Below are 26127 nucleotides of genomic sequence, written 5' to 3' on the forward strand. Positions count from 1 at the left end.
TATCTCTACCAGCCGGCGGCCCTACGGGCTATTGCTCGCACTGATTCGTCCAAGATGTGGTCTATCGACGCATCGATGTCAATGCGCGTACCCCGCTCGTCGTCTTCAAGTTCCTCGAGCGTGTCCAATTGCGAGCGCAGAAGTCCTTGAGGCATGAAATGTCCGCTCCTACCCTCGAGACGGTGAGACAGCGTTTCTTCGTCGCCGGCGAGATGAACGAAGAATGTCCCCGGGGACTCCGCGCTGATCGTCTTGCGATAGACACGCTTGAGTGCCGAACACGCAATGACCAGTCCGGTGCTCTGGGGGTCGGCGAGGGCGGCATCGTGCAGCTTCTGGCCGACGACGCGCAGCCACGGCCACCGGTCTTCATCCGTGAGCGGGTGACCAGCCGCCATTTTCTCGACATTCGACAGAGGATGCAGCGAGTCGGCATCGACGAATTCGGCGTCCAAGCGAGTAGCCAGGAGGGATCCGATGGTCGTTTTGCCCGCGCCGGAAACCCCCATGACCACGATCAGCGGCGGCTCAGTATGTTGATTTTCTACCAATTGTGTACGGTCCCATCGGCAAGTCGGTTGTACGGGAGATATGCCTGATCGTAGGGGAAACGGGCCGCGGCTTCCTCATCGAATTCGACTCCGAGTCCCGGAGCGTCACCCGGGTGCAGATATCCGTCTTCGAAGGTCAGCCCCTCGTGGAAGACTTCACGTGTCAACGGGGAATGGGGCATGTATTCCTGGAGCCCGTAGTTGTGGATGGACAATCCGAGGTGAAGTTGAGCCGCGAATCCGATCGGTGAGACGTCCGTAGGACCGTGGAATCCCGACTTGACCTGGTACATCTCGGCAAAATTCATGGCCTTCCTGAGCTGCGTGATTCCGCCGAAATGCGTCGAGGCGCACCGCACGTAGTCAATGAGCTGTTCCTGGATGAGATCTTTGATGTCGTAGACGGAGTTGAAGACCTCACCGATCGCCAAAGGGGTCGTGGTGTGCTCACGGACCAGTCGCAATGCTTCCTGGTTCTCGGCCGGCGTGCAGTCCTCGAGCCAGTACAAGTCATACGGTTCCAGTGATTTCCCCAGTTGAGCGGCCTCCCGAGGTGTCATCCGGTGGTGGCCGTCGTGCAGCAAGGGCAGCTCAGGCCCGAACTCGTTGCGCACGGCCTCGAAGACGGTGGGGACGTGCCGCAGATAGGCCCGGGTGTCCCAGTCCTCCTCGACGGGTTGGGTCCCGCGGTTAGCTGGTTCGAAGTCGTACCGCTCTCCCGTCGACTGTTCCTGTGCGGCCACACCGTACAGTTTCTCGATTCCGGGTACCGAGGTCTGCACCCGAATCGACTTGTAGCCCAACTCGAGTTCCTCCCGGATCGAGTCAAACAGCTGTTCAAGGTCTCTTCCGGACGCGTGGCCATAGGCCCGGCAGCCGCGGCGCGAGGCCCCGCCCAGCAACTGGTACACGGGCATTCCGGCGACCTTGCCCTTGATATCCCAGAGAGCCATGTCGACGGCGGCGATCGCGGCCATGGTGACCGGGCCGCGTCTCCAGTACGACGCCCGATACAGGAATTGCCATGTGTCTTCGATAGTGCTGGGATCCTTGTCCAGCAGGAGCTGACAGACATGCTCCTTGAGGTAAGCGGCAACCGCCAGTTCACGCCCGTTCAGGGTTGCGTCGCCTATACCGGTGACTCCCTCGTCCGTCGTGATCCTAAGAGTCACGAAGTTGCGGGACGGGCTCGTCACGAAGACCTCTGCCTTCTCGATGCGCATTATTGTCCTTTCGTTGGGTAGTCGTCGTGGTGCGAATCATCGTCCGTGGAATTGTCCCCGGACTGATCCTCGACAATGTGGATTTGGGCCTGATCGTTCCCGGGCACGGCCTCCTGCGAGCTGGTGGCGGGATGGGACGCACGAGCAGTAGGACCATTGAGGTCCGAGGAGGTCTCGACCGAGGTCGGGATCGCTCCTGTTTCCAGGCCTTCGTGACGCTGCCTCCGGTTTGCCTCAATGGATTTCATGACCGATGTGAATTTTGCCTCGGTCAGGGGATAACCGGTCATGATCAGCATTGCGAGAATAAATATGGCCGCCGGAATCAGGCCACCGTAGATGGCCAAACCGGACACGACTCCGTCGCCCTGACTTCCCTTCCCGGCGGTATATCCGGCCCAGGTCAGCACGATGCCGCCCAGGGACTGTCCGAGGGCTTGCCCGACCTTTCGTGTGAAGGAAAACGCCGCGTATGTGGCTCCTTCAGTCCGGACACCGGTCCGGTATTCACCGTATTCAACGGTGTCGGCTTCGAGCGCCCATGTCATGGTGTTCAGCAGCCCCATCCCGACACCCATCAGGAACAGCCCAATGAGGCTCATGGCCAAGGAATGCCAGACGGAATTGCTCAACGCGAACAGGACACCGCCCGCGGCGGCCACCATGCAGTTGTAGACGAACCCTCTCTTCTTCCCCATCGCGCGGGTGACCATAGGGCCGAACGGGCCGACGTACAATACCGCTCCCGTGGTGATGATGATCGAGACGGACGCGACCCAGCCTCCAGAGGTGTACCGGGAGAGGACCACGTTGGAGAGATAAATGGTGAGCGCACCGATCATCGACTGCGCAGTCAAGTAGAAGAGCGAAGAGGCGCACAACCTCAGCAAGGGGCCGTTCCGCCGGATCGTGGACAGGGTCTCCTTGAAGCTCACCTTCTCGACCTCACGGAACACCACTTCTTTCGAAGTGAGGAACGTGGTGTAGAAGAAGATCGCGCCGATCACCAGGAAGACGATGGACGTGACAAGAAAGGTGGTCGCGAGGTCCTCAGCCTGTTTGAGCCGGGGTGCGAGAAATACGGAAAGCAGAAGAATCGTGGCCCCTGAGCCGACCATGCGCGCCGAAGCGAGCCGCGACCTGTCCACCGGATTCTGGCTCATGGCCCCCGCGAGCGACCCGAACGGGATATTGACCATCGAATACAGCAGTCCCAAGAGGGCATAGCTTACGGTCGCCCATACGATCTTGGTCGCGTACGAGTCCACGGGAATCCAGAAGCAGAGAACATTCGACAGCAGAAGCGGAACCGAGTACCACAGCAGAAACGGACGGAATTTGCCCCACCGGGTCATGGTCCGGTCGACCATGCGACCGGCAAAAAGATCAGCAAAAGCGTCCCAGAATTTCACGAACAGGAAGATCGCGCTCGCGTGCGCGGGCTGGATGCCCACCACGTCCGTGTAGAACAGGAGAAGAAACACGCCGGTCATTTGGAACGCGACGTTGCATCCTGCGTCTCCGAGACCGTAGCCCGCGATGCGTCTCTTGGGCAGATGCTCGTGGGCCACGTGAGGTATGGACGAAGTAGCTATTTCTGACATGACAGGCTCCTTTGCCTGGGGTGCCCTACAAGGGCTTAATGGAGATGGCTGGGACGGTGTCTCGACCTCGCCAGGGTTGACCGTTCTCATCGGTGAGCCCGTGGCGGACCGGCAGCATCGTCACGTACCAGGGGTCAACGGCCGAGTTTCTCCGACCACCGTCTCCGGAGCTCATGGGCCAGAGCCTTGGGTTTGCGGTCCCTGGTGAACACTCCCTTTTTGTTACCGTCCACGCGCGCGAACCCGTTCTTGGTCTGGAAATCCGCGAAATTCCACACCTGCTCACCGGCCATGCATTCCACGCGGTCGAATTCCTCGTGATACATGCGCAGCAGTGCTGTCTGGTATTCCTCGGTGAAGGGGATCTCGAAAACCGAGTGGAGACCCGCGATCGTATCCGCGCCGTATTCGGTCATGATGGTTGGTTTGCCGTATTGCTCGTCCCAGGCCTCGAGTTCCTTGCGAAGGGAACCTCGGGCCGCGACGATGTCTCCGGCGTCTACGTACCAGCCGTAATAGCGGTTCAGCATCAGCACATCGAACAGATCCGAGATCTTGTCGACTCCACAGGGCGCGAACATGACGTTGACGAACCCGACAGGCCGTGAGGGATCGAGTCGGCGGGTCAGCTTTTCGAGCGGCTCGAAGTACTCCCGCGCGCCCTCGGCCCCGGAGTCTGGTTCATTGGCGATCGACCACAGAACCACCGAGGGATGGTTCTTGTCCCGTTGGATGAGTTCGCGGATTTCACGGGCGTGGACCTTTTGGGTGTTCTCGTCGACGTTGCCGGGATCGAAGGTGTTTCCGCCTCCCTGGTCCATGATTCCGGCACCCATATGCCAGTTCAGTCCAACCGCCGGGGTCTCGTCGATGACGACGATTCCGCGCTCGTCGGCGTACTCCATGATTTCTTCGGCGTACGGGTAGTGCGAGGTGCGGAAGGAATTGGCGTTGATCCAATTCAGCAGGCCAAAGTCCTGAACCATGTGGGCGTTCGAGTGGGCCTTGCCGATCGTCTCGTGGTCCTCGTGCATTCCGAAACCCGTGAAGTAGAAAGGCTCCCCGTTGATGAGAAACCGCTTGCCTCGTACCTCAACGGTCCGTACGCCAAAACGTTGATCGTATTCGTCGACGAGTTCACCGTTGTCGTACGTCAGCACGCGGAGCGTATAGAGGTAGCCTCGTCCTGGTTTCCAGAGTTCAACTCCGGACCAGGACAACTCACCGTCCAGGGTCGAGTCGCTCGCCGCGACTCGCTCTGCACCTGCGACGACATCGCCTTCCGCGTCCAGGACCTGAACGGCCGCTTCCGGGGCATCCCCGGTGAACTTCGCGGTGTAATGCACGATTCCTCGGCCGCCTTCACCGCCTTCGAATTCGGCAACTACAGTCACATCGTCGAGGCGAACGTCGGCGACATTGCAAAGCCACACGCTACGGTGAAGGCCCGCGTAATTGAAGAAGTCGTGACGGTACGCGAGATGTTTTCGGCCCTGGCCGTCCTGGGTTACCTCCCCGGGAGGAAGAGTCTCGTGCGACAACTCGTTGTTCACGGCGACGGTCATAGTGAATACCTCACCGGGGTGGACGTGCTCGGTGACGTCGACGTCGAACGGCATATAACCGCCCTGGTGGCGGACCACTTCCTGACCGTTGACGAAGACCACTCCGAGATGGGTCGCGGAGTCGAAGCGGAGGAGAGTCCTACCCGTCGAGAATCCGCGCGGAACTCGGACATCACGGGAATACCAGACCCAACCGACGTGCTCGCGAATCGCGCTATCGGCATACAGGTCGTTGAAAGACCCGGGCACCGGCGCTTTCAACCCTTGTTTCGGGAACTGCTGGGCCCAGCCCTTCTCAAAGCTGTCGTGGTGCCAGTCGACCGCGAAGTCGAAGAGACCATCCAGGCTGACTCGCTGACGAGTCGATGTGTCTTGGGGTCGCAACATGTGGGGTAAGTCCTTTCTGGGGCAACACGAGGTTCGATGGGTGGCTCGTTTGCCGTGGAACCGTATTCTGAGGGGTCAGTTATGGGACCGCACGAGCGAGACAAGGTGCGTATCCTGCCCCAGCCCGGGTTGAAGCACATCGAGCAAGGCACGCGTGGTGTCGTCTGAGGCGAGGGCCTGACGGATGGAATCCACCTCCGAGTCCTTGATGTCCCGGGAGTCTTGGGTGATGAGCCAAGCGATCCACGAGGCGATCGCGCCGGCCGCGGCGGCGCCGTCGCGGCCGGCCTCGCGTTCGGCCTGGTAGATCGGCAGGGCGCGAATGCGCAACTTGCTGGCCCCATCGGTACCGATTTGAGCCAGGAAATGCTGGATCCGGGGATTGCGGTACCGGGTCAGCAGATCCTCCCGGTAGGACGGCACATCGAGTTGTGGGTCCGTCAGGTGCCGCGAGGCCTCGTCCCAAAAAGCTTCGATCTTCGACAGGATCGCGGGATCGGCGATCGCTTCGGCCACGGTGCGATGTTCTGCCAGCTGGCCGGCGTAGGCCATGTAACTGTGAGTACCGTTCAAGAGCCACAGTTTTCTGCGCTCGAAGGGTTCAAGATCGTCCACGAACTGGGCACCTGCACGTTCCCATTCCGGGCGACCCCCCGGAAAATCTCCCGAGAAGATCCAAGAACGAAAGGGCTCCGCGACGACCGGCGCCGCGTCATCGAACCCCGTTTTCTCGGCAACGAACTGAGCGAGTTCCTCCGTCGCCGCGGGCGTGATGCGGTCCACCGAAGTCCCGACCCAGGAGACCACCCGATCGATCTCCTCCGCGAGTCCGTCCTTGCATGCGTGGGCCGTGCCGAGAACCGCGTTCCGAGTCGCGGTCGCGTTGTCAGCCATGTTGTCGCAGGATACGACCGCGATTCCGGCTTCGTTTCCCAAGGACCTGAGGCGACGATCGAGGCCGAGCACCAATCGGCCCGCGGCCGTGAGCAACGGCGGGTCCTGTGAAGGGTCCGATAGAGCCTCACGCAAGATTGCGATGTCGGCGGCCACGTCCTCGTCGGTGGCTTTCAGTTCTCCGGCCGGATCTAGGTGGTATCCGGCTTCCGTGATGGTCAGCGTGACGAGTGCAATTTCCGGAGCGGACAGCAGCTGAACCAAACGTTTCGAATCCGAGGCCGGGCGGACCTCGACGATCGACTGGATCAATTCCACGGAATCCGCGTCGGCGGCCCGCTCAACCAGCGAATACAAGCCTTCCTGGGGAGCGAGTTCTTCGGCCGCGACGGGACTGCGACCGGTAAACGCCGCAATACCCCACTTCGGATCACGTGCGTCGGACTCCGCGTGCTGCGTGTACCAGGCCTGGTGGGCACGATGGAATGCGCCCAACCCCAGATGGACCACACGGACGGGGGCGGGATCGCCCACGTGCCGGGCGGCGGTGATCCGGTTCAGCGACGTGCTCATAGCTTGAAGACCTTCCGCGGGTTCGAATCGGTCAATTCCACGATCGCGGAGCGCGCACGCTCCTCCGTAATGCGGTGCTCGACCACGAGCTTGGCCAAGAACCCCGCATCAACCCGGCGGGCGGCGTCGTGACGGGCGGGGATGGAACAGAACGCTCGCGTGTCATCGATGAATCCCGAAGTTCGCGAAAAACCGAGGGTTCCAGTTGTCGCCGAACGGAAACGGTGCATCGCGTCGGGTTCGTCGAGGAACCACCACGGGGCGCCCGCGTACACGGCGCGGTAGAAGCCGGCCAGCGGTGCGATTTCCCGCGAGAACGTCGTCTCGTCCAGGGTGAAGAGCACCAGATTGAAATCGTCCGAATTGCCGAAATCCGACAACAGGGGCTGCAACCCGCGCGTGTAATCCACCCCGAACGGGATGTCGTTGCCGGTATCCGGCCCAAAACGTTCAACGGTCCGAGAGCTGTGGTCTCGGTAGGATCCCGGATGAATCGTCATGGTCAGCCCGTCCTCCGAGGACATCCGAGCGAACTGATAGGTCATGTTGGCCTCGAAGCGGAGGGCTTCGGCGTTGGTGGCCGTTCCCGCGAGGCCCTTTTCGAAGAGGTCATTGGCCTCTTGGTCCCCGAGCTTGACCGACTCAGGGGTCCACACTCCGTGATCTGCCGAAACGGCACCGTTTTCCACGAAGTAGGCCCTGCGGTTGGCCATCGCACGCAGATAACCTGCGTATCCCGTCAGCCCGTCTCCTGCCTCTTGGATGAGCCGGTCCGCATTCCGAGCAAAAGAAGGGTTCCAGAATTTGACGAAAGCATCGGGTCGGAAAGTCGGGAGGACCCTCCCGTCGAAGGTCGGGTCGGACGCCAATTCCCGGTGGGCCGCCAAATCATCCAACGGGTCGTCCGTGGTGGCCAGCACCTCGAGGTCGAAGTCTCGGAACAATTCACGCGGACGGAATTCAGGACGCGCCAGCACCTCCGAGATCTGGTCAAAGAGCTCGTCGGCGTGGGCACCGTCGATCGTCGAATCGTCGACCCCGAAGACGGTCGCGAATTCTCTTCGGAGCCAGTACCCGGAGGCCGTTCCGTCGAAGAGCTCCCACCGTTCGCAGAAGGCACGCCAGATATCGCGGGCATCGGCATCCTCGGCGGTGCCCGCGTTGACGTTCTCCAGGTTCACCCCATCCGCGTTCAACAGCCGATATACGTAATGGTCGGGGCTGATGAGCAGGGCCGCGGGATCAGGGAAGGCTTCATTGCGCGCGATGGATTCCGCGGTCACATGGCCGTGAGGGGACAACAGCGGCAGCTCTTCGGCGACCGCAACCAGATCCCGGGCCACGTTGCGTGTTGCCGGATCTGCCGGAAGAAGGCGATCGGGGTGCAATGCAATGGACTGTGTCATAAAGACATTCCACGCCCGGTGACCGTAACTCAGATACCGGTTGCCACAAGTTGCCGCGAATTCCCTGAGTTGGGGCAGAGGTGCCTAACCGATGCCGCGCGTGCTCCCCCGGGTAATCAAACGCGCCGGGAGAACCACGGGACGCTCTGTTGACGCCTTGACCCCATTGGCAATCGCCATCACATGGGCGGCCGCGGTTGCACCCATTCGTTCGAAAGGTCCGACGACGGTCGTCAACTTCGGCCTCACCAGGCTTGATGCGAGTAGGTCGTCGAAACCGACGATCTGCAGGTCGTCGGGGACCACGACACCGGTCGACTGGACGTGCCGCATAAAGGACAGAGCCATCAGGTCGTTGTAGGCAATTACTGCGTCGGTGGGGCGCTCCCGCCAAACCTTCGCGGCTTGGACACCTCCCGACATTGTGGGTTCGAAAGGACCGATGCGGCGAAACTCCAGCCCAACGGCCTTACTGACGTCGCGGACGGCTGCCCACCGCATTCCATTGGCCCACGACGTTTCGGGACCCATGATGTACGCGATGCTGCGCGCTCCAGTCCTCGCCAGGTGCTCAACCGCCGACCGAGTTCCTTGTTCCTGATCGATGACGACGGAAGCGACTCCCCGCACGGCCCTGTTCATCACGACCATCGCCTTCTGCTTGGCGAAGGTCCGGATCGCGGCGTCGGGCAAGCGTGCACCGGCAAGAATGAGCCCGTCCACGCTCGTGAGGCTTCGCTGGATAGCCTCTTGTTCCCGATCCCGGGACTCGCGCGAGTTGGACAGAATCGTCGTCATCCCTGAATCCCGCGCTGCCATCTCGACCCCCTGGACCATGTCGATGAAAACCGGATTGGATATGTCCGCAACGATCAGTCCGAGCATCCAAGACGGCCTCCGCTCGGTCCCGCCCGCACGCCTCAGCGCCTGATTCCTGTATCCGACCCGTTCCGCGGCCGCACGGACTTTCTCCGCGGTCGCATAAGAGACCCTTCCAGGGCGTGAGAAAGTGCGGGAGACGGTCGATGCCGCGACACCGGCCTCGCGGGCGACGTCGTAGATACTCGCCGGGCCGGTCGATTCGCGGGCTTTTCCGTTGTCCTGCATGGCTAGATTCTCGACCCCCGTCGCGAACCGGCAAAATCCTGCCGCCGTTTCGGCACAGTTTTCCCGTTTCTTGCCGTGCAGCCGGTCCGAGGCGCCTGTTCGGCATGAAGAAGCGACCGCTCCGGCCGCAAACATGATGACTCCCCGCTTTCTTCGGGAAAACGGGGAGTCATCGCTTGTTCGTTCGGGAGCACTAGTGGAAGAAGTGACGTGCCCCGGTGACGTACATGGTTACGCCGGCCTTGTTTGCCGCTTCAATGACTTCTTCGTCCCGGATCGATCCACCGGGCTGGACGACGGCGCGCACGCCAGCTTCCAGGAGGACCTCAAGGCCGTCGGCAAACGGGAAGAATGCATCAGATGCCGCAACGGCGCCACGAGCACGCTCCTGGTTGCCTTCGCCGAGAGAATTGGCACGCTCGACCGAGAGCTTGCACGAATCGACGCGGTTGACCTGGCCCATACCGATTCCGACCGCAGCTCCGCTTTCGGCCAACAGAATCGCATTCGATTTGGCCGAACGCAGAGCGCGCCACGCGAACTCAAGATCCGAAAGAGTTTTTTCGTCCGCGGCTTCCCCTGCCACGAGCGTCCAATTAGAGGGATTGTCACCGTCGGCCTGAAGCCTATCGCTCTGCTGGAACAACGCGCCACCGGAAACCTGACGGTATTCGATGCTCTCGCGCTCGAAACCCTCCGGCAGGAGGAGAATTCGCAGATTCTTTTTGGTCTTCAAAACCTCGAGGGCGCCGTCTTCGTAAGAAGGGGCGATGATGACCTCCGTGAAGATCCCCTTGACGGTCTCGGCCATTTCCTGGGTGACTTCACGATTCGCCGCGATGACCCCACCGTAGGCGGACAGCGGATCGCATGCATGAGCCTTGCGGTGGGCGTCAGCGATGGGATCCGCAGCATCCGCCGAACCCACGGCAATTCCGCACGGGTTGTTGTGCTTGATGATCGCAACAGCCGGGTCGGCAAAGTCGAAGGCCGCTCGCAGCGCCGCATCCCCGTCGACGTAATTGTTGTAGGACATCGCTTTGCCGCCCAATTGCTCGGCCTGGGCAATGCCCGGTGCTACCGCCGGATCGACGTACAGTGCACCGCGCTGATGCGGATTCTCGCCGTAACGCAATGATTCGGAGCGCTCGAAGCCCATTCCGGCGTAGGGAGGCCAAAAATTGGCCTCCGGGTCCTGAGCGAATTGCTGCTGGGTCCAGGTTGCCACGGCGGTGTCGTAGGCTGCGGTATGGGAGAAGGCTCCTGCCGCAAGACGACGGCGCTCGGCCAGGTCGAATCCGCCGTTCCGGGCGGCTTCGACAACGCGGCCGTACTGAGCGGGGTCCACCACGACGGAAACCGAATGATGGTTCTTGGCCGCGGCGCGAACCATGGAAGGGCCACCGATATCGATCTTCTCGATGATGTCCTCTTCCCCGGCCCCCGAGGCGACGGTGTCAACGAACGGATAAAGGTTCACGATCACGAGGTCGAAGGGTTCGATACCTAGGTCCGAAAGCTGCTGGACGTGGTCACTCTTGCGACGATCCGCCAGGATGCCCGCATGGATCTTCGGGTGGAGGGTCTTGACTCGCCCCTCCAAGCACTCGGGGAAATCCGTGATCTGAGCGACTTCGGTCACCGGAACGCCGGCATCCTTGATCTTCTGGGCAGTGGACCCCGTGGAGACAATGTCCACGCCTGCCTCGTGCAGACCACGGGCCAGGCCATCCAGCCCGGTCTTGTCGAAAACGGAAATCAGGGCTCGTTTGAACGGGACGCGATTCAGCTCGGTCAGGGACACGGAAACTCCAACTCATCGGTTATGGCGTACTACTGCCGGTGACGACGCTCAGTCTATTGCGCCGCCGGACAGGTTCTTAATTGTGGTTACAAGGAGGGAACGTTCTTGCGCTTTGATGCGCTCGTGAAGTGCTTCTTCGTCATCGCCATCCAGGACGGGCACCGCGGCCTGAGCGAGGATCGGACCTGTATCCACTCCGGAGTCCACCACGTGAACAGTCACGCCGGTGATTTTGACGCCGTGGGCCAGAGCATCTCTGACGCCGTGGGCCCCGGGGAAAGACGGCAGAAGGGCCGGGTGGGTATTGACGATCCGGCCTTCGAAACGGCCGACCAGGTCCGCATCCACGATGCGCATAAAACCTGCGAAGATGACGTAATCCGGCGCGTAGGAGGCGATCTTTTCCTCAAGGGCGCGGTTCCATGCGGCCCGGTCTGCGTGATCCGAAGGGCTGACCACGAAATTCTCGATACCGGAATCGGCCGCTCGCTCGATTCCTCGGCAGGGCTTGTCCGCCCCTACGGCAGCGATCTCGACGTCGAGCAGATCCGCCTGCACTGCATCCAGAATGGACTGAAGATTTGTCCCGGAACCAGAGACCATGACCACTATGCGCATGAACTCAACCTTACCGACATGCCCGGTAGTGTTGAGATATGACATCACCCAGCCCTGCTCAGGACCAGCCGAATCCCAAGCACCGCGGTTCCTTGGTGTACCGCTCGAGGATCACTATTCTGCTTTCGGTCGCGGGGCTTGTGGCCACGATGCTCTCCAGCACACGGTATGGCATGGCTGCGCTGGTCGTGTCGATGATTCTGATGATCCTGGCGGCCGTCTGGTGCATCCTGACCATGATTGCGCTCAAAAAGGTCCGTGGGCAGTGGATCGGCTATTTCGTCTTGGCGCTCGTTCTACTGGCCAACTTCTATTTCGCCGCCAACGCCGGTATCAATCTGGCCATGTGGTCAGTTACCTCGGAATACCGTGAATGCGTTCAGAATTCCCTCACCATCTCATCCAACAGCGGTTGCCAGCAGAGCCTGTACGACTCGCTGATGAACTCGTTGACCGGACGCTAGGCATTGCGGGCCATGACGTTGTGGTCACCGCGCCGAGGATGAAGGAACAAGCCCCTGGATTGCACGATGGGTGGCAATGCAGCGCCGTCGATAGTCATCGAGACGCTGAAAAGCGGGGATGGCGATGCAGCGGGGACTCAGTCGGCGGACTCGCGGGCGGAGTGCTACCGCACTCGTAAGGCGTCGAGCGCGAGGTCGCGAAGTCTGCACTCCTGCTCGGGCCTTCCAGCGCGGGCTGTGGCCAGGAAGATGCCAAGCAGCAGGACCGCCACATCGTCCGCCTCGACGTCGCCGCGCAAGGTGCCGTCCGCGACGCCGGTCCGGAGCAGCAGCTCCACGGACTCGGCCACCCGGCGGCGGATAAGCGGACGAGAGGGTCTGGGCGTGGAGAGCTCGGTTCGGATGGCGTCGAGCATTCCGTGCTTGGTGGCGGCGAACCTGGCATGTCGCGCGGCCCATTCGCGCAGCGCCTGGTCGCCAGGGAGGCGGCGGCTGAGGTCTTCGGCCTCGTCCTGCAGCGCGTCGAGCTGGGTCGCGTAGACGGCTTCGACGAGCGCGTCGCGGGTTGGGAAGTGTCGGTAGAGGGTCCCGATACCGACGCCTGCCTCCCCGGCGATTGCCTCGAGGGAGGAAGAGCGGTTCTTATCCGTCAGGGCGTGAGTCGCGGCCTTGATCAGTCGCTCCCGGTTGCGCTGTGCATCCGCGCGGAGTGGTCTCTCCGGGGCGGGTGGGGTGGTGCCGATTTTTGACGATGATTCTTGCATGCGGAGGAACCTCCGGTTACTGTGGGTCTGGAAACGGAGTAACCTCCGCTTTACCTCATCATTCTATATGAAGGGTCGTCACCATGCCTGCTCATCACAACACAGACGCCCAGCGCCCCGGAGGTCCGGGGTCGATCGCCGGCCGCACGGTCGCTAGGGTCGGATACGGGGCGATGCAGCTCGTGCGATCGAGCACCGACCGCACCGCAGCGATCTCACTCCTGCGCCGAACCGTCGAGCTCGGGGTGGACCACATCGACACCGCCCAGTTCTACGGGGACCAGCTGGTCAACGAGTATCTGGGGGAAGCGATCCGGCCCGAGGACGGCGTGGTGATCGTCAGCAAGGTCGGCTTCGACCCGAACCCCGGCGGGCAATTCCCGATGCGCCCGGCTCAGCGTCCGGAGGAGCTGCGCGCGAGTGTCACGACCAATCTTCGGACCCTGAAGCTGGACCAGATCCCCGTCGTAAACCTGCGTCGGCCGGAGCACGAGAGTCGCATGCCTCTGCCCGCGGATCAGGCGGTGGGCCTGGATGACCAGCTCGAGGCCATGACTGCGATGCGTGAGGAGGGGCTGATCGGCGACTTCGGGATCAGCAATGCCCCGGAGAGCGAGGTCCGCCGCGCGATCTCCGCTGGGATCGTCTGCGTGCAGAATGCCTACGGTCTGTTGTCCCGCGGGGACGAGGCGATCGGCGCTCTGTGCCAGGAGGAGGGCATCGCCTGGGTCCCGTTTTTCCCCTTGGGCAGCGCATTTCCCGGGACGCCCTCGGTCAGCGATCTCCCCGCGGCTCGTGACGTGGCCGCTGCGCTCGGCGCCACGCCTTCCCAGGTCGGTCTCGCCTGGCTGCTCCACCATTTCCCGACCTGCTTGCTCATCCCGGGCACGGGGTCCGTCGATCATCTCGAGGAGAACATCGCCGCCGGCTCCCTGGTGCTGGACGATCAGATGCTCGCCGACCTCGACCGGGCCGCGACGGTCTGAACCTCGGCGAGCCTCTTTGCCCGTGGAGCGGCTGCCGTACTGCCCGCGACCGCGGCATCGAGGTGGAACAGCTCGGCCAGCGGGGAGCGCTTGTTGATGTCGGCTCCGGCGCCCGGTAGCGCTGTTCCACCGCCGAGCTCGGGTCCTAGCTTTTGCAGGTCATGGGGCGCCGACGTTGAAGCCTCCTCCGAGCTGCCTGAGCGAGAGACCGGGCAGTCGCCGCCCGGGTCCACCATGACAACTATCATCACCCGCACACCGCCTGCGGCGACCAGCTTCCTGCCTCATGGCTCCATGACTCCATGCCAGCGTTGACAACGCCATGACCGACGAGAACTAGGTCCTCGCCTTATCGTTCATTTCCGGCGCCGACCGGGCCGCGCGATCACCGGACGATTTTCCGGAACGGTGTGGGGCTTCTCGGGGACGGAAGGCTCAGATTCCTCGGGTTCCGGCGCCTTAGTTCTGGGTCCCCGTTCCTGCTCCTCTGTGGAGGGTTCTTCCGGCGTCGCATCCGGGCCGGCCCACGGCAGATCTGATTCCTCATGGGGAGCCGCGGAAGCCTCCGGCGGTTCAAGCGGCGCCTTGTCATCCGTGGACGACGACTGTGCTTGGTCGGGCCCCGGCCGGAACTTGCGCAATCGTGCGAGCGCGCTGACCTGGTCGGAGTCGCGCTCCTTCGATTCTGCTTCCGGCTCCGGAGCGGCCGACGAGGCGGCCTCCGGCCCGGGATCGGGTGCCTGGGAGACTTTGGCCGAGGAGGCTCTGACCCCGGAATTCTTCGGTTGGGCCGGTCGTTCTGGGGAATTCCCGTTCTGGGGTGAGACCGGCTCCGAATCAGGTCTCGATGCCATGGTCCGAACTCGTGATTTCCGGTCAGGGGAATTTTGGGCGGGGATCTTGGGCTTGGACGGCTCTTTCCCTCTTCCTTTCACACCTCGGGCCGGGCGGGGCTCATGGCTGACATCGGTCGTCGGGTCGTGCTCGATCCACGGGCCAATGAGCTGACCGATGATCGCACCGATGGCTATGGTCACTGCGGTCCAGAGACCCGTCGTCCAGGGATGCGGGCCGAAATCGGTGAAGCGTCCCACACCCAAAGACCCGTGTGCCAACGCCGCGAACAGGCACGCGGCCAAGCCGACAAGCGCCCCCAAGGAAATGGCCAGGATCAGCCCGGACAGCACGGCGGCCAGCCATCGCCACGCGAGCTTGAGGGTCAGCCACTCATCGAGATGGTTCTCCCCGTCCCGAATGAAGTACCAGCCGGCCATGGCGCCCGCGAGAATCGGAAGTGCAAGGACAACATAGGCCCACGTGGTTGGTTCTGCCGGAACGGCGCCGAGGATCGGAAGAGACGGCAGAGCACCTGCATGAGTCGCGGCGGGCGAAATCACAGTTCCCTGGCCGACGGCGAATCCTGCCCCGTTGCCCCAAGCCATCCCGAAAATCATCAGATTGGGCAGCAAAGCGAACTGAACGAGGGTCACCGAGATATCGCCGAGGAACCCCGCATGGAGCCCTTGGTAGAGAGAAATCATGCGGTTCCAGTGGAAAAAGATCGAAAGGCCCGTGAGCAAAGCACCCGTCGCAAGGATCCCGACGATGCCGACCCATGCCGCCCGAATGAGCGATACAACGTATGCTCCGGTCCACCTCGAATATTGGCTGTAGCGTTCGGACAGCTTTTCCGGGTCTATCCCCACCAGGCGCAACCACGAGCCCGCAACCTGGTGACCGCCCCAGAACATACCGACCATCAAGACTCCGAGTGGAACGATCGCGGAGACCACCGGATTGCTCGAAAGCGCGGACGTGCTCGTGACGAGGCTCAAGGCAGCCCCGATGACGATGTACATCACGGCCCCGCCCACGAGGGCCTGCCAGAATTGTCCCTCGTAGGACGCCCGAGCGAGCCTTTTCCCGGCTCGGCGCGCAAAGAGGAGCAAGACCACGGTCAGTCCGAGCGGGGTGAAGGTCGCAAGACCCTCGACCGCCTCCGTGGATTCCGACATGGGAATGTCAATGTGGAGCCCCACGCCGTGTCCGGCGAGCCACAGCTGACCGGTTCCGGCGAGCACGGCCACCGGCGATCCCGGGAAACCCAGTGAAGCCCAACCGATCAGGACCAGGACGAGAATGACAAACCACGATCCGAGGCTGGTCAGGAGGATTTCGATCATCGCCTGAAGCCAGAGCGGCATAGGCAACGACCGGGAAGGCGAGGGGCTACGAGGCGTCTTCTTCATCGCCTCTCATCATGTCACGCGGCACGGCCTTTGGCTTTTAATCCACAGTTCAATCTGACGTCATCTGAACCTCGCACGAAAGTTCGGGTCAGACGGTTGCCTTGGATTGTGCGAATCCTGATGGTTGCGGAATCTTTTGTCCCTCATCTCAGCGGTGTCACGACCTCGCTCTTGCGAAGCGCCGAGAACCTGCGTCGGCGTGGCCACGAGGTGATGCATGTGGCCCCGTCCGGTCGCGGGTTCAAGCCCTCGGACTGGTCCCCTGCTTTGTTTCCGCGCTTCCCCCGCGTGGTCCCGTCCGGCGCCATACCCGAGGTCCGGCCGTGGCCAGAGGACTCCTCCCCCGTTGCCTTGGCCCCTGGGCAGGCGTTCGAAGAGATCGAGGACGTCCCGACCCTTCGTCTGCCTTCGTTGCCATTGGCCGGTTATCCCACGCTCCGCTTCTCCCTGGGAACTGTGGCTGCCGTTCGTCGGATCATGGCCGACTATCGGCCCGACATCGTGCACGTCGCGTCGCCTTTCGTTCTGGGGGCTCGCGCGGTGACCGCGGCCAAGGGCCTCGGAATACCGTCGGTCGCCGTGTACCAAACGGACGTAGCCGCTTATACGCACCGGTATGGGATGTCGTGGCTCGCGGCAACGGCCGACAGACGCATAGCAGCGATCCACTCGAATGCGACCCTGACACTGGCTCCTTCCCGGTCGTCCATGGCTTATTTGGAGTCTTTGGGTGTCCCACGGGTCTTCAGATGGGGCCGCGGCGTCGATACCGGACTCTTCAACCCCAGTCGCCGCAGATTGTCGATTCGGTCCTCCTTGGGCGCAGGGCCGGACGATCTCCTCGTCGGTTTCGTGGGACGCCTTGCATCGGAAAAGCAGGTCGAGGACTTGCGCGTGATTCAGTCGCTGCCGGGGGTCAGGCTCGTGGTGATCGGAGGCGGGCCTGAGGCCCAGCGCCTCCAATCGACATTGCACCGGGCCGTCTTCGCCGGCCAGCTGACCGGGACAGTACTGGCCGAGCACATGGCGAGCCTCGATGTCTTCACACATCCGGGCGAATTCGAGACTTTCGGCCAAACCCTTCAGGAAGCCATGGCCTCGGGCGTGGCGACTGTGGCTGTAGGAAAGGGCGGGCCACTGGACATCATCGACGACGACGTGACCGGCAGGCTCTACGAGCCTGGGCAGCTCGGTATGCTGCGCACCATCGTGGAATCCCTCAGGGACAACCGATCGAGGTCCCGCCTGGCCGCCAACGGGCGCGAGGCCATGGAAACGAAATCCTGGGCCGCGACGTCGCTCAAGCTGGAGAACTACTACCATCGTGCCGCAGAATTCCACAGGACGCGGCAGTTGAGTCGCTGGAGGGACGAGCACCCCAGCGCCGGAGACAGAAACAGCCAGACCTCGTCACGCCATGGCGCCTCTGGTCACGGTCGACGGATCGAGTCGGTCTAGTTTTCCTTCCAGGGATTCTGCGCCTGGACACCCCACGACCGATAAACGTCTGATTTCGAGGAGATCACCGTCAAATCGTGGACCAGAGCCGTGGCGGCCACCAGGCCTTCCACTGCGGCGCCGGTCCACGACGCACCGGGGTTCTGACCGGTGCGCAGAATCGACTGGGGAGTCGACCGGCCCGCCCATTCCCGGGCGACCTCCGAATCCACGTCGAGGACATGATCGTCGAATCTTTCGATTAACTCCTCCAGCCATCGTTCCGTTTCCTGCTGCGGGTACAAGCCCCGTAGCTCTCCCAAGGAGAGCGTCGAGAGAAAGAGGGTCCGGTGGGCCCGGCGGCGCAGGAAAGCAACGATCGTGGGATTCGGCCTGGATCGACGGATTTCCGCAAGGACATCCGAGTCGAGCAGGAGGCCCCGTGAGCCTGAACTCATGCGGCGCTTTCGACCGCCAACTCGACGATCGGCTCGCCGGTTCCGGCGGGTGCCAGCAGGAAGTTGAGGAACTCTGACCGTGCGGAGTCGACGCGGGCGTAGTCCTGAATGCTCATGGCCTGATAGCCACGAGATACGGGAACGGCCGAGGAAAAATCGGGACGGGCGGTGTTATTGGACATTGCCATCAGCGCGAGCGCGCAATCCTTTCGATGCTCTTGCCTATACCAAACTATTTCTGCCGCGTACGGCGAATATAGACCGCTTCGTCATCCGAGCCACCCTTGAACATGGGGTTGGCGCTCAACCAAGTCGGAGCTTGTCAGTTGAGTCTCTTGAAGCTGTGTTCAAGCATACCCAGGGATCGGCCGTCTTGAAAAGTCTCTCCTCTGAAGTTTTCCTCAGAGGTACTAGATTGGAAGTTATGCCATTTCCCGCTCAGCAGATGCCGGTATCTGTCGCGCAGATCATCAAAGCAGTCGGCCACAACGCGTTTGGCCGCGGCGAGCGCTACTACCGCGCGGGCAAAGTGCTGTCCGCCGCGTACGACGCCGATAGCCTGACCTTCTCATCCAAGGTTTCCGGCAGCGAGCGGCACACCTATTCACAGACCGTCATCTTTCCCGAAGAGACGAGCCCTCACTCGGCGCCTTTCCACTCTTTCTGTTCGTGCCCGGTGGGAACCAATTGCAAGCACGTGGTCGCCGCGCTCCTGGGTTGGTTTCACGAAGGCGGTTGGGGCGCTCCCTCGGAGTCGCAGCCCATTCGGTCTGCTTCCCAAGCAGATCATGAGGATCCGAGCGCGACGTCAAACGATGATTCCGTACCTGAGGCCGTCAAGCGCTGGTCCGAGGACTCCGGCGTGTCCTTGCCCGCGTCGGCGTTGGAGACCTTCACGAGTTTCAAGAAGAGCGACGACTCGGGTGAAGCGCCCTCGAATCGCGCCTTGGGTGACATGCAGTCCTCGTGGCGCCGGCAAATGACTAGGGCGCTTCAGTCGCAACGGACCTACGGGAGCCAGCACTCGAATCCAGTTCCCAGCGCGCTGGACCTCGACGTCGAGGTACCTCAGCATTACTGGTTCGGTCGCCAGTCCAGCGATTCGCCGGCGCCGGTTCGGCTCACCGCCCGCCCTCTGAAATTGGGCACTCGGGGCCGCTGGATCAAGGGGGGATTGAACTGGAACGTCTTCTCGGGGTCCCCCCAGCAAGATGTTGGCATACCCCCGGAGCACGCGGCCTGGTTCCGCGAATTCTATTCCGTGGTCCAGCCCGACCAGAACATGTACGCCTCGACGCACGATTACGTTTCGCTGGACCACGTGTCCTCGCCCCTCGTGTGGGACCTCTTGGAGAGAGCTGCGGGGTTGGGCATCGCGCTGCTGGTCCGCGGCAGGCCGGTCGCCGTCGGACTCGCCCCCGAAACCCGACTCGAGTTGCGCGTCGGTCGGAACGAAGCCGGAGGTTTGGATGTTTCCCCGGGGTTCCGGCTGGCTCTCGACCGGGAGGACGACGGCAAGGAGAACCCTTCGACGAACTGGGTCCCCGCGAATTCGGCCTTTCCACTGGGCAATACCCATGCACCCCAGGCGTATTTTGCATTGGGCGGAACGCTGCACGCGGAATACCTCAGAGACGCAGAGGCGTCGTCGGCCTGGGGAAGCTCCCGACCTAGCCCCCTCCCCGAACTGGCCGCCGCGGCCCTGGAAGAAGAATGGGTCTCGGATGACACCGAACTTCTCTTCATGCCTCTCGCGGAAACGCCCAGTCAACTGGCCCGATCGATCGCCGAGGACGGCGGACTGACCGTCCCCGAGCCGGACGTTCGGGATTTCGCCGAAGACTTCTACCCCCAGATTGCGCGCCGGGTTCCGATTTTCGCGGATGATGACGCCGTATCGGCCCTCCCTGAAGTCCAAGAACCCAAGCTGATTTTCGAGGTGTCTTTCGACGGGAGCGAGTCGGATCCGGAGGGTGTCTCGATTTTTCCGGCCTCGTCCGACTGGTACTGGAGCTATCCCGAGTCGCCCGTGGTGTGGCCGGATGATCCGAGTGAAACGCCAGAGAATCTGCACTCGGGAGGGGCCGAAGGTCAGGGTCGGATTCGCGTTCCGGTCAGCGTCGGACACCCGGATCCGTTCCGCGAGGTCCGGGACAACGAACTCGAGCATTCGGTGATTTCGGAAATCCGTCGCGCTCTGCCCGAAATCCCTTTCCGGCAGACACGCGTGTCTGGCTGGGAGACTCACGACCTGGTCGAACGGGTCATCCCTGCCGTCGAGGCCATGCCGCACGCAACGGTGGTGATCCACGGCGAACTCCCGGAATTCAAGTCCCTGGATTCGGACGCGCAGATCACGGTCTCGGTCGAGTCCACGGGGGACCGGGACTGGTTCGACCTCGGGGTCACGGTTCGTGCCGGCGCCTGGTATGTCCCCTTCGCGGATATCTTCCGGGCTCTCGACTCGGGGCAAAAGCATTTGCTGCTCGGAGACGGTTCCTATTTCCGGCTGGACCGCCCCGAATTCCACAAGCTTCGTGATCTGATCTCGGAAGCCCGCCAACTGCAGGACCAGTCCGCGCCGCTGCAAATCAGCCGGCACCAGGCCGGTTTGTGGGAGGATCTCGAGGACCTGGCGACGGACGTCCATGTCGCCGAAGAATGGAATCAGTCGGTCCAGGCCCTTCTCGAGCTCGAGGAGATTCCGCCCGTGGAACTGCCCGCGGACCTGACGGCTACGCTTCGCCCGTACCAGCTCGAGGGCTTCCGGTGGCTCGCTTTCCTCTACGATCATCGCCTGGGCGGGATCCTGGCAGACGACATGGGGCTTGGAAAAACCGTGCAAACGATCGCCATGTTCCTGCACGCTTTCGAGGTATTCCGCCAGGAACGTTCCGGCGCCGCCACCCGGCCGCGATTCCTCGTCGTCGCGCCCACATCGGTCGCCCCGAACTGGGAACGTGAGATCCACAGATTTGCTCCGTCGTTGTCGACGGCGCTCGTGAGCACCTCCTCTGCCAAGGCCAAGAAAACCGTGGCGGCTAGGACCCAAGGCGCCGATGTTGTCATCACCTCGTATGCGCTGTTGAGACTCGACGAAGGCCAATACAACGAGCTGGGACTGACTGGGCTGGTACTCGACGAAGCCCAGTTCATCAAGAATGCCAAGACCAAGGCTCACCGAATTGCGCGTGAACTGTCCGCGCCCTTCAAATTGGTCGTCACGGGCACCCCGATGGAGAACGATCTGATGGAACTGTGGTCGATGTTCTCCATCGCTGCCCCTGGCCTTTTCCCGTCAGCCAGAAAATTCCGCGACAACTATGCCAGACCCATCACCAACAGCGAGGATCCCCAGGCCCTGCCGAGGCTGCGCAAAAGGGTTCGTCCGCTCATGATGCGGCGCACCAAAGAACTTGTCGCCGCGGAGCTTCCCGAGAAGCAAGAACACCGGGTTGATCTGGCACTCTCCGATGAACATCGCAAGGTCTACGACACACGCCTTCAGCGCGAACGCCAGAAAATTCTCGGTCTGCTCCAGGAGATGGACAAGAACCGGTTCACCATCTTCCAGTCCCTCACGATGCTGCGGCGGCTCTCCCTGGCGGCGGGCCTCGTGGACGAAGAACAGGAACATGTCGACTCGGCGAAATTGACCTATTTGCGTGAGCAATTACCGGAAATCATCGAGGACGATCACCGGGCACTGGTTTTCAGCCAGTTCACGAGCTTCCTGAAATTGATCGCGAAGGTGCTCGAGGAAGAAGGAATTCCGTATTTGTACCTGGACGGGTCGACGCGAAACCGCGGAGCGATCTTGGACGCGTTCAACCGCGGCGAAGCACCGATCTTCTTGATCAGTCTCAAAGCGGGCGGATTCGGTCTGAACCTGACCGCCGCGGATTACTGCTTCATCATGGATCCCTGGTGGAATCCCGCGGCCGAGGCCCAGGCCGTGGACCGTACGCACCGTATCGGGCAGAAGCGCAACGTCATGGTCTACCGGCTCGTCTCCGCAGGGACCATCGAAGAGAAGGTCATGGACCTCAAAGAGTCCAAGGCAGCCCTGTTCAACGCCGTCATGGACGAGGGTGAAGTTTTCTCCTCCGCTCTGGGCGCCGATGAGATTAGGGGCCTGATTGAGAGCTGAGGGCCGACGACAAAGCCCTGTTCTCGCGCAATAGCCCTTGTCAAACACGCAGTGTTAACACGGCCGAGTACCGATGTTCACGCGTATGGGTTAATGTTGATCCGGTTACCCATCAGTAAACTTATGATTACGTTACCGATCGCTGAGACTCTATGAACACAACTGAACAGACCGAGACCTTATCCGAAGAATTGAGCGAGCTCACCGGGAGCGACTCCAACCCTCACTCCCCGACCGGAACCGAACGGTACGCTCCCAGCAAGACCAATTGGAAGGTCTTCTTGGGTGCGGCCCTCGGAACCCTTTTGATCTCTCTCTGGGCGCTCATCGCCCCCGACTCAGCGAGTTCGGTTCTCGGAACCGTGGTGGCCTGGGTCTCCCAGAATTTCGGTTGGTTCTACATTCTCACCGGAACCGTGGTCCTGGTTTTCATTGTGATCATTGCCGCGAGCAAACAAGGCAAAATTCGCTTAGGCCCGGACCATTCCAGGCCTCAATTCCCTCTCTTCTCGTGGGCAGCCATGTTGTTCGCGGCCGGTATCGGCGTGGACCTGATGTTCTATTCTGTCCTCGAACCAGTCACGCAGTATTACACCCCCGCTCAGGGAAACGGTGAATCCGCCGAGGCCGCACGCCAAGCCGTCGTCTGGACCCTGTTCCACTACGGCCTGACCGGTTGGGGCATGTACGCCCTCATGGGCCTGGCCTTCGGATATTTCGCATACCGGTTCAACTTGCCCTTGTCGATCCGTTCGGCCCTGTACCCCATTATTGGCAAGCGCATCAAGGGAGCCGCGGGCGACGCCGTCGACATCGCCGCTCTGCTCGGCACCATTTTCGGTGTCGCGACGTCGCTCGGGATCGGCGTCGTGCAGATCAACTACGGCCTTCAATTCCTCTTCGACGTCCCGCAGGGAGTCGGCGTGCAGGCGGGTCTCATCGCGGTCTCCGTGCTGATGGCCATTGCCTCCGCCGTATCCGGTGTGGACAAGGGGATACGGCGCTTGTCCGAGCTGAACATCTACTTGGCCATTGCTTTGCTGCTGTACGTCCTGATCTTCGGAGACACCGATTTCCTGATGAACGGCCTGATCATGAACATGGGCGACTACCTCAGCCGGTTCCCCGGCATGACGCTGGACGCGATGGCCTTCGATCATCCCAGCGACTGGATGAACACGTGGACCCTTTTCTTCTGGGCCTGGTGGGTCGCTTGGTCCCCCTTCGTGGGATTATTCCTCGCCCGCATTTCGCGCGGACGCACCATCCGTCAGTTCGTGGTGGGCACCCTGACCATTCCTTTCGCTTTCATTCTGATCTGGATCTCGATCTTCGGTAACTCCGCGCTGAACCTGATCTACGAACAAAAGGACTCGGCCTTCGGCGAGACGATCATGAACACCCCGGAGCAGGCTTTCTACACATTGCTCGCCCAGTATCCGGGTGCGACCGCGGCCGCTGCCGTCGCGACCTTCACGGGTCTGCTGTTCTATGTTACGAGCGCCGATTCGGGTGCGCTCGTGATGTCGAACTTCGCCTCGACCATCGAGGATCCCAATGAGGACGGTCCGAAGTGGATGCGCATTTTCTGGGCTGCGGCTACGGGCCTGTTGACGCTGGCTATGCTGCTGATCGGCGGAATCGCAACACTGCAATCGGCCACCATCGTCTTCGGCCTCCCCTTCGCGATCGTCCTCTATCTGGTGATGTTCGGCCTGTGGAAGGCGCTCCGCGTGGAGAGCGCGGACATGGCTTCCCGCGATGCCGCCTACGCCGGTGTCCGGGCCGCGAATCGCGCGATGTCGATCGAGCCGTCTTCCTCGACGCGCAGCTGGCGCCAACGCTTGACCCGCTCCGTCTCCTATCCCGGCCAGAAGGCGACGACCCGTTACCTGGAGACCGTCGTTTCCCCGGCGCTGGAGGAAGTCTGCGAAGCCCTGCGGACCGAAGGCGTGGACGCGATCGTCGAGCGCGGTGTCGATCCCGCGACCACGATTCCTTACGTGACTCTGACGGAGAAAATGGATGGTGAACGCGACTTCACCTATCAGGTCTACCCGGTCGCTTGGCCCACTCCGAGTTACCTTCTCAACCCCGCCAAGACCGAGGACAATTACTATCGTCTGGAACCTTTCGCCCTGACCGGTTCCCGAGGCTATGACGTTTACGGGTACACGAAGGAGCAGCTCATTCACGACGTTCTGGACAACCACGAGCGTCATATCGAATTCATTCGCATCAGTGGGCCGACCGTCGAAGAGGCGGGCTCGACCGAAATCATCGGTTCTTCCGTCGCGACGACGGACTGGTCCATGGATTTCACAGCCCCGCAAGACATCCCGGTGACCGACCAAGAGGCGCCGGATAAATCTCCCGCAGAGGAAGGAACGAAGTGAGCAATACGCTGTACATCAACGGCAAGTGGGTCTCCGCTCAGAATGGCGGAACCCGAACGATTGTCTGCCCGGCCGACGGTTCCGAGGTCGGAATCGTCGCGGAAGCTACGTCGGCCGACACCGAGTCGGCAATCGCGGCGGCCCGCCGTGCCTTCGACGAAGGGGCATGGGATGCCACCGCACCCGAACGTGGCGATTTCCTGCTCGAGGTCGCCCAGCAGTTGCGGGAACGCAAGGACGAATTTGCCCGCGCCGAATCCCTAGACACCGGTAAGCGGTTGGTCGAGTCGGAATTGGACATGGACGACATCGCTGCTTGTTTCCAGTACTACGGCAAGGTCGCAGGACAGGACGCGGGCCGGGTCGTGGACGCTGGCGATCCCAACGTCTCCTCGCGCGTGGTGACCGAGCCAGTGGGCGTGTGCGGCATGATCACGCCGTGGAACTACCCGTTGCTGCAGGTCGCCTGGAAGGTCGCTCCGGCGCTGGCCGCGGGCAATACGTTCATCCTCAAACCCGCCGAGTTGACTCCCCACACCGCGATTCTGCTCCTGGACGTACTGGACAAGCTCGGTCTGCCCGCGGGCGTCGGGAACCTGGTTCTGGGGGCCGGAGCCGAGGCCGGGGCACCGCTCTCCTCGCATCCGGATGTGGACCTGATTTCCTTCACGGGCGGTCTGGTGACCGGGCGCAAGATCGCCGGAGCCGCCGCCGCGACCGTCAAGAAGGTCGCATTGGAGCTGGGAGGCAAGAACCCGAATGTGATCTTCGCGGATGCGAACTTCGATGCCGCCGTGGACAATGCCCTCAATGGCGCTTTCGTGCACTCCGGCCAGGTTTGCTCCGCCGGTGCACGCATCGTCGTCGAGGAGTCGATCGCCGAGAAGTTCACCGCTGAGCTCGTCCGCCGCGCGGAGAACATCCGCATCGGCGGCCCCTTCGACGACAAGGCCGAAACCGGCGCCCTGATTTCCGAACAGCATCGCCAGAAAGTCACTGACTACGTCAAGGCCGGTGTCGAAGAAGGCGCTCGTATTCGTTGCGGTGGGGAATGGGCCACAGACGGCGAGCTGGCCAACGGCTATTTCTACAAGCCGACCATCATCGACCAGGTCGAGCGCGGGATGTCTGTGGTGCGCGACGAAGCCTTCGGGCCGGTCGTGACCATCGAGACCTTCTCCACAGAAGATGAGGCCGTGGCAACCGCGAACGACACCTTCTACGGTCTGGCGGGTGCCGTCTGGACACAGGACGCCGGCAAGGCCGAGCGCATCGCCTCGCGGTTGCGCCACGGAACCATTTGGATCAACGATTTCCACCCGTACCTGCCGCAGGCCGAATGGGGCGGAATGAAGCAGTCCGGCGTGGGCCGCGAACTTGGCCTGCACGGGCTCGGTGAGTACCAGGAGACCAAGCACATCTACCACAACACGGCCCCGGCCGTGACCGGCTGGTTCAGCGACTCCGAGTAAAGATCTCCGACACGAGAGG

General features: G+C 62.0%; 20 protein-coding genes and 1 riboswitch. Of the genes, 6 read left to right on the plus strand and 14 right to left on the minus strand.

The features are described 5' to 3' along the window. Positions 1-5: 5 nt before the first annotated feature. From sake_RS10445 to purN, 9 genes are all read right to left on the minus strand, one after another. Positions 6-551, minus strand: coding sequence for a gluconokinase (locus tag sake_RS10445; RefSeq protein ID WP_243155683.1), 546 nt, complete (start codon positions 549-551; stop codon positions 6-8). Further along, complete coding sequence (gene manD, locus sake_RS10450; protein ID WP_129360761.1) at positions 545-1774, minus strand: D-mannonate dehydratase ManD; 1230 nt, start codon at positions 1772-1774, stop codon at positions 545-547. Before manD ends, sake_RS10445 begins: the two co-directional genes overlap by 7 nt. Continuing rightward, positions 1774-3378 carry a glycoside-pentoside-hexuronide (GPH):cation symporter gene (locus sake_RS10455; RefSeq protein WP_165001031.1) on the minus strand — a complete coding sequence of 535 codons (1605 nt, stop codon included), beginning with the start codon at positions 3376-3378 and terminating at the stop codon, positions 1774-1776. The genes manD and sake_RS10455 overlap by 1 nt, the downstream gene beginning before the upstream one ends. A gap of 134 nt (positions 3379-3512) precedes the next feature. After that, positions 3513-5330 (minus strand): beta-glucuronidase, encoded by a 1818-nt coding sequence (gene uidA, locus sake_RS10460; protein ID WP_178945997.1) that lies wholly within the window; start codon positions 5328-5330, stop codon positions 3513-3515. Between the two features lie 75 nt (positions 5331-5405). Further along, positions 5406-6797, minus strand: coding sequence for a mannitol dehydrogenase family protein (locus sake_RS10465; RefSeq protein ID WP_129360764.1), 1392 nt, complete (start codon positions 6795-6797; stop codon positions 5406-5408). Continuing rightward, positions 6794-8203, minus strand: coding sequence for a glucuronate isomerase (uxaC, locus tag sake_RS10470; RefSeq protein WP_129360765.1), 1410 nt, complete (start codon positions 8201-8203; stop codon positions 6794-6796). Before uxaC ends, sake_RS10465 begins: the two co-directional genes overlap by 4 nt. An 84-nt stretch (positions 8204-8287) precedes the next feature. Continuing rightward, the gene (locus sake_RS10475; RefSeq protein ID WP_165001032.1) at positions 8288-9310 is read right to left on the minus strand and encodes a LacI family DNA-binding transcriptional regulator; all 1023 of its coding nucleotides are present in this window, start codon (positions 9308-9310) and stop codon (positions 8288-8290) included. Positions 9311-9503: 193 nt separating this feature from the next. Next, on the minus strand, positions 9504-11114 hold the full coding sequence (gene purH / locus sake_RS10480; protein WP_178945998.1) for a bifunctional phosphoribosylaminoimidazolecarboxamide formyltransferase/IMP cyclohydrolase: 1611 nt from the start codon (positions 11112-11114) through the stop codon (positions 9504-9506). 48 nt (positions 11115-11162) lie between these two features. After that, positions 11163-11732 (minus strand): phosphoribosylglycinamide formyltransferase, encoded by a 570-nt coding sequence (purN, locus tag sake_RS10485; RefSeq protein WP_178945999.1) that lies wholly within the window; start codon positions 11730-11732, stop codon positions 11163-11165. A gap of 38 nt (positions 11733-11770) precedes the next feature. Between purN and sake_RS10490 the strand changes: the two genes are divergently transcribed. Continuing rightward, the gene (locus tag sake_RS10490; protein ID WP_178946000.1) at positions 11771-12196 is read left to right on the plus strand and encodes a hypothetical protein; all 426 of its coding nucleotides are present in this window, start codon (positions 11771-11773) and stop codon (positions 12194-12196) included. Between the two features lie 164 nt (positions 12197-12360). Here the strand turns inward: sake_RS10490 and sake_RS10495 are convergent, their stop codons facing one another. Continuing rightward, positions 12361-12960 carry a TetR/AcrR family transcriptional regulator gene (locus tag sake_RS10495; protein WP_178946001.1) on the minus strand — a complete coding sequence of 200 codons (600 nt, stop codon included), beginning with the start codon at positions 12958-12960 and terminating at the stop codon, positions 12361-12363. A gap of 83 nt (positions 12961-13043) precedes the next feature. Here sake_RS10495 and sake_RS10500 point away from each other — a divergent pair, with 83 nt between their 5' ends. Then, positions 13044-13946: an aldo/keto reductase gene (locus sake_RS10500; RefSeq protein ID WP_178946002.1), complete on the plus strand. Its 903-nt coding sequence runs from the start codon at positions 13044-13046 to the stop codon at positions 13944-13946. Here sake_RS10500 and sake_RS10505 read toward each other — a convergent pair. After that, a complete protein-coding gene (locus tag sake_RS10505) occupies positions 13907-14197 on the minus strand; it encodes a hypothetical protein (RefSeq protein ID WP_178946003.1) in 291 nt (96 codons plus the stop codon). The genes sake_RS10500 and sake_RS10505 overlap by 40 nt on opposite strands. 105 nt (positions 14198-14302) lie before the next feature. Then, positions 14303-16195 (minus strand): DUF6350 family protein, encoded by a 1893-nt coding sequence (locus tag sake_RS10510; protein ID WP_178946004.1) that lies wholly within the window; start codon positions 16193-16195, stop codon positions 14303-14305. 108 nt (positions 16196-16303) lie between these two features. On the opposite strand from sake_RS10510, the gene sake_RS10515 reads away from it, so the two are divergent. After that, the gene (locus tag sake_RS10515) at positions 16304-17653 is read left to right on the plus strand and encodes a glycosyltransferase family 1 protein (protein WP_129360773.1); all 1350 of its coding nucleotides are present in this window, start codon (positions 16304-16306) and stop codon (positions 17651-17653) included. On the opposite strand, the gene sake_RS10520 is transcribed toward sake_RS10515, so the two are convergent. Both sake_RS10520 and sake_RS10525 read right to left on the minus strand, forming a co-directional pair. Further along, the gene (locus sake_RS10520) at positions 17650-18090 is read right to left on the minus strand and encodes a type II toxin-antitoxin system VapC family toxin (protein ID WP_129360774.1); all 441 of its coding nucleotides are present in this window, start codon (positions 18088-18090) and stop codon (positions 17650-17652) included. The genes sake_RS10515 and sake_RS10520 overlap by 4 nt on opposite strands. Next, positions 18087-18272, minus strand: coding sequence for a hypothetical protein (locus sake_RS10525; protein WP_129360775.1), 186 nt, complete (start codon positions 18270-18272; stop codon positions 18087-18089). The genes sake_RS10520 and sake_RS10525 overlap by 4 nt, the downstream gene beginning before the upstream one ends. Before the next feature lie 27 nt (positions 18273-18299). Further along, a riboswitch (SAM riboswitch) is annotated at positions 18300-18431 on the minus strand. 83 nt (positions 18432-18514) lie between these two features. Between sake_RS10525 and sake_RS10530 the strand changes: the two genes are divergently transcribed. The 3 genes from sake_RS10530 (at position 18515) to sake_RS10540 (ending at position 26108) form a co-directional block, all read left to right on the plus strand. Continuing rightward, entirely contained in the window at positions 18515-22240 is a 3726-nt protein-coding gene (locus tag sake_RS10530; protein WP_178946005.1) for an SNF2-related protein, read from the plus strand. A gap of 152 nt (positions 22241-22392) precedes the next feature. Then, positions 22393-24636, plus strand: a complete 2244-nt coding sequence (gene betT / locus sake_RS10535; protein WP_129360777.1) for a choline BCCT transporter BetT — start codon at positions 22393-22395, stop codon at positions 24634-24636. Further along, a complete protein-coding gene (locus sake_RS10540) occupies positions 24633-26108 on the plus strand; it encodes an aldehyde dehydrogenase family protein (protein ID WP_178946006.1) in 1476 nt (491 codons plus the stop codon). The genes betT and sake_RS10540 overlap by 4 nt, the downstream gene beginning before the upstream one ends. Positions 26109-26127 lie beyond the last annotated feature (19 nt).

The organism is Kocuria sp. TGY1127_2 (genome assembly GCF_013394385.1).
Taxonomy (GTDB): Bacteria; Actinomycetota; Actinomycetes; order Actinomycetales; family Micrococcaceae; genus Rothia.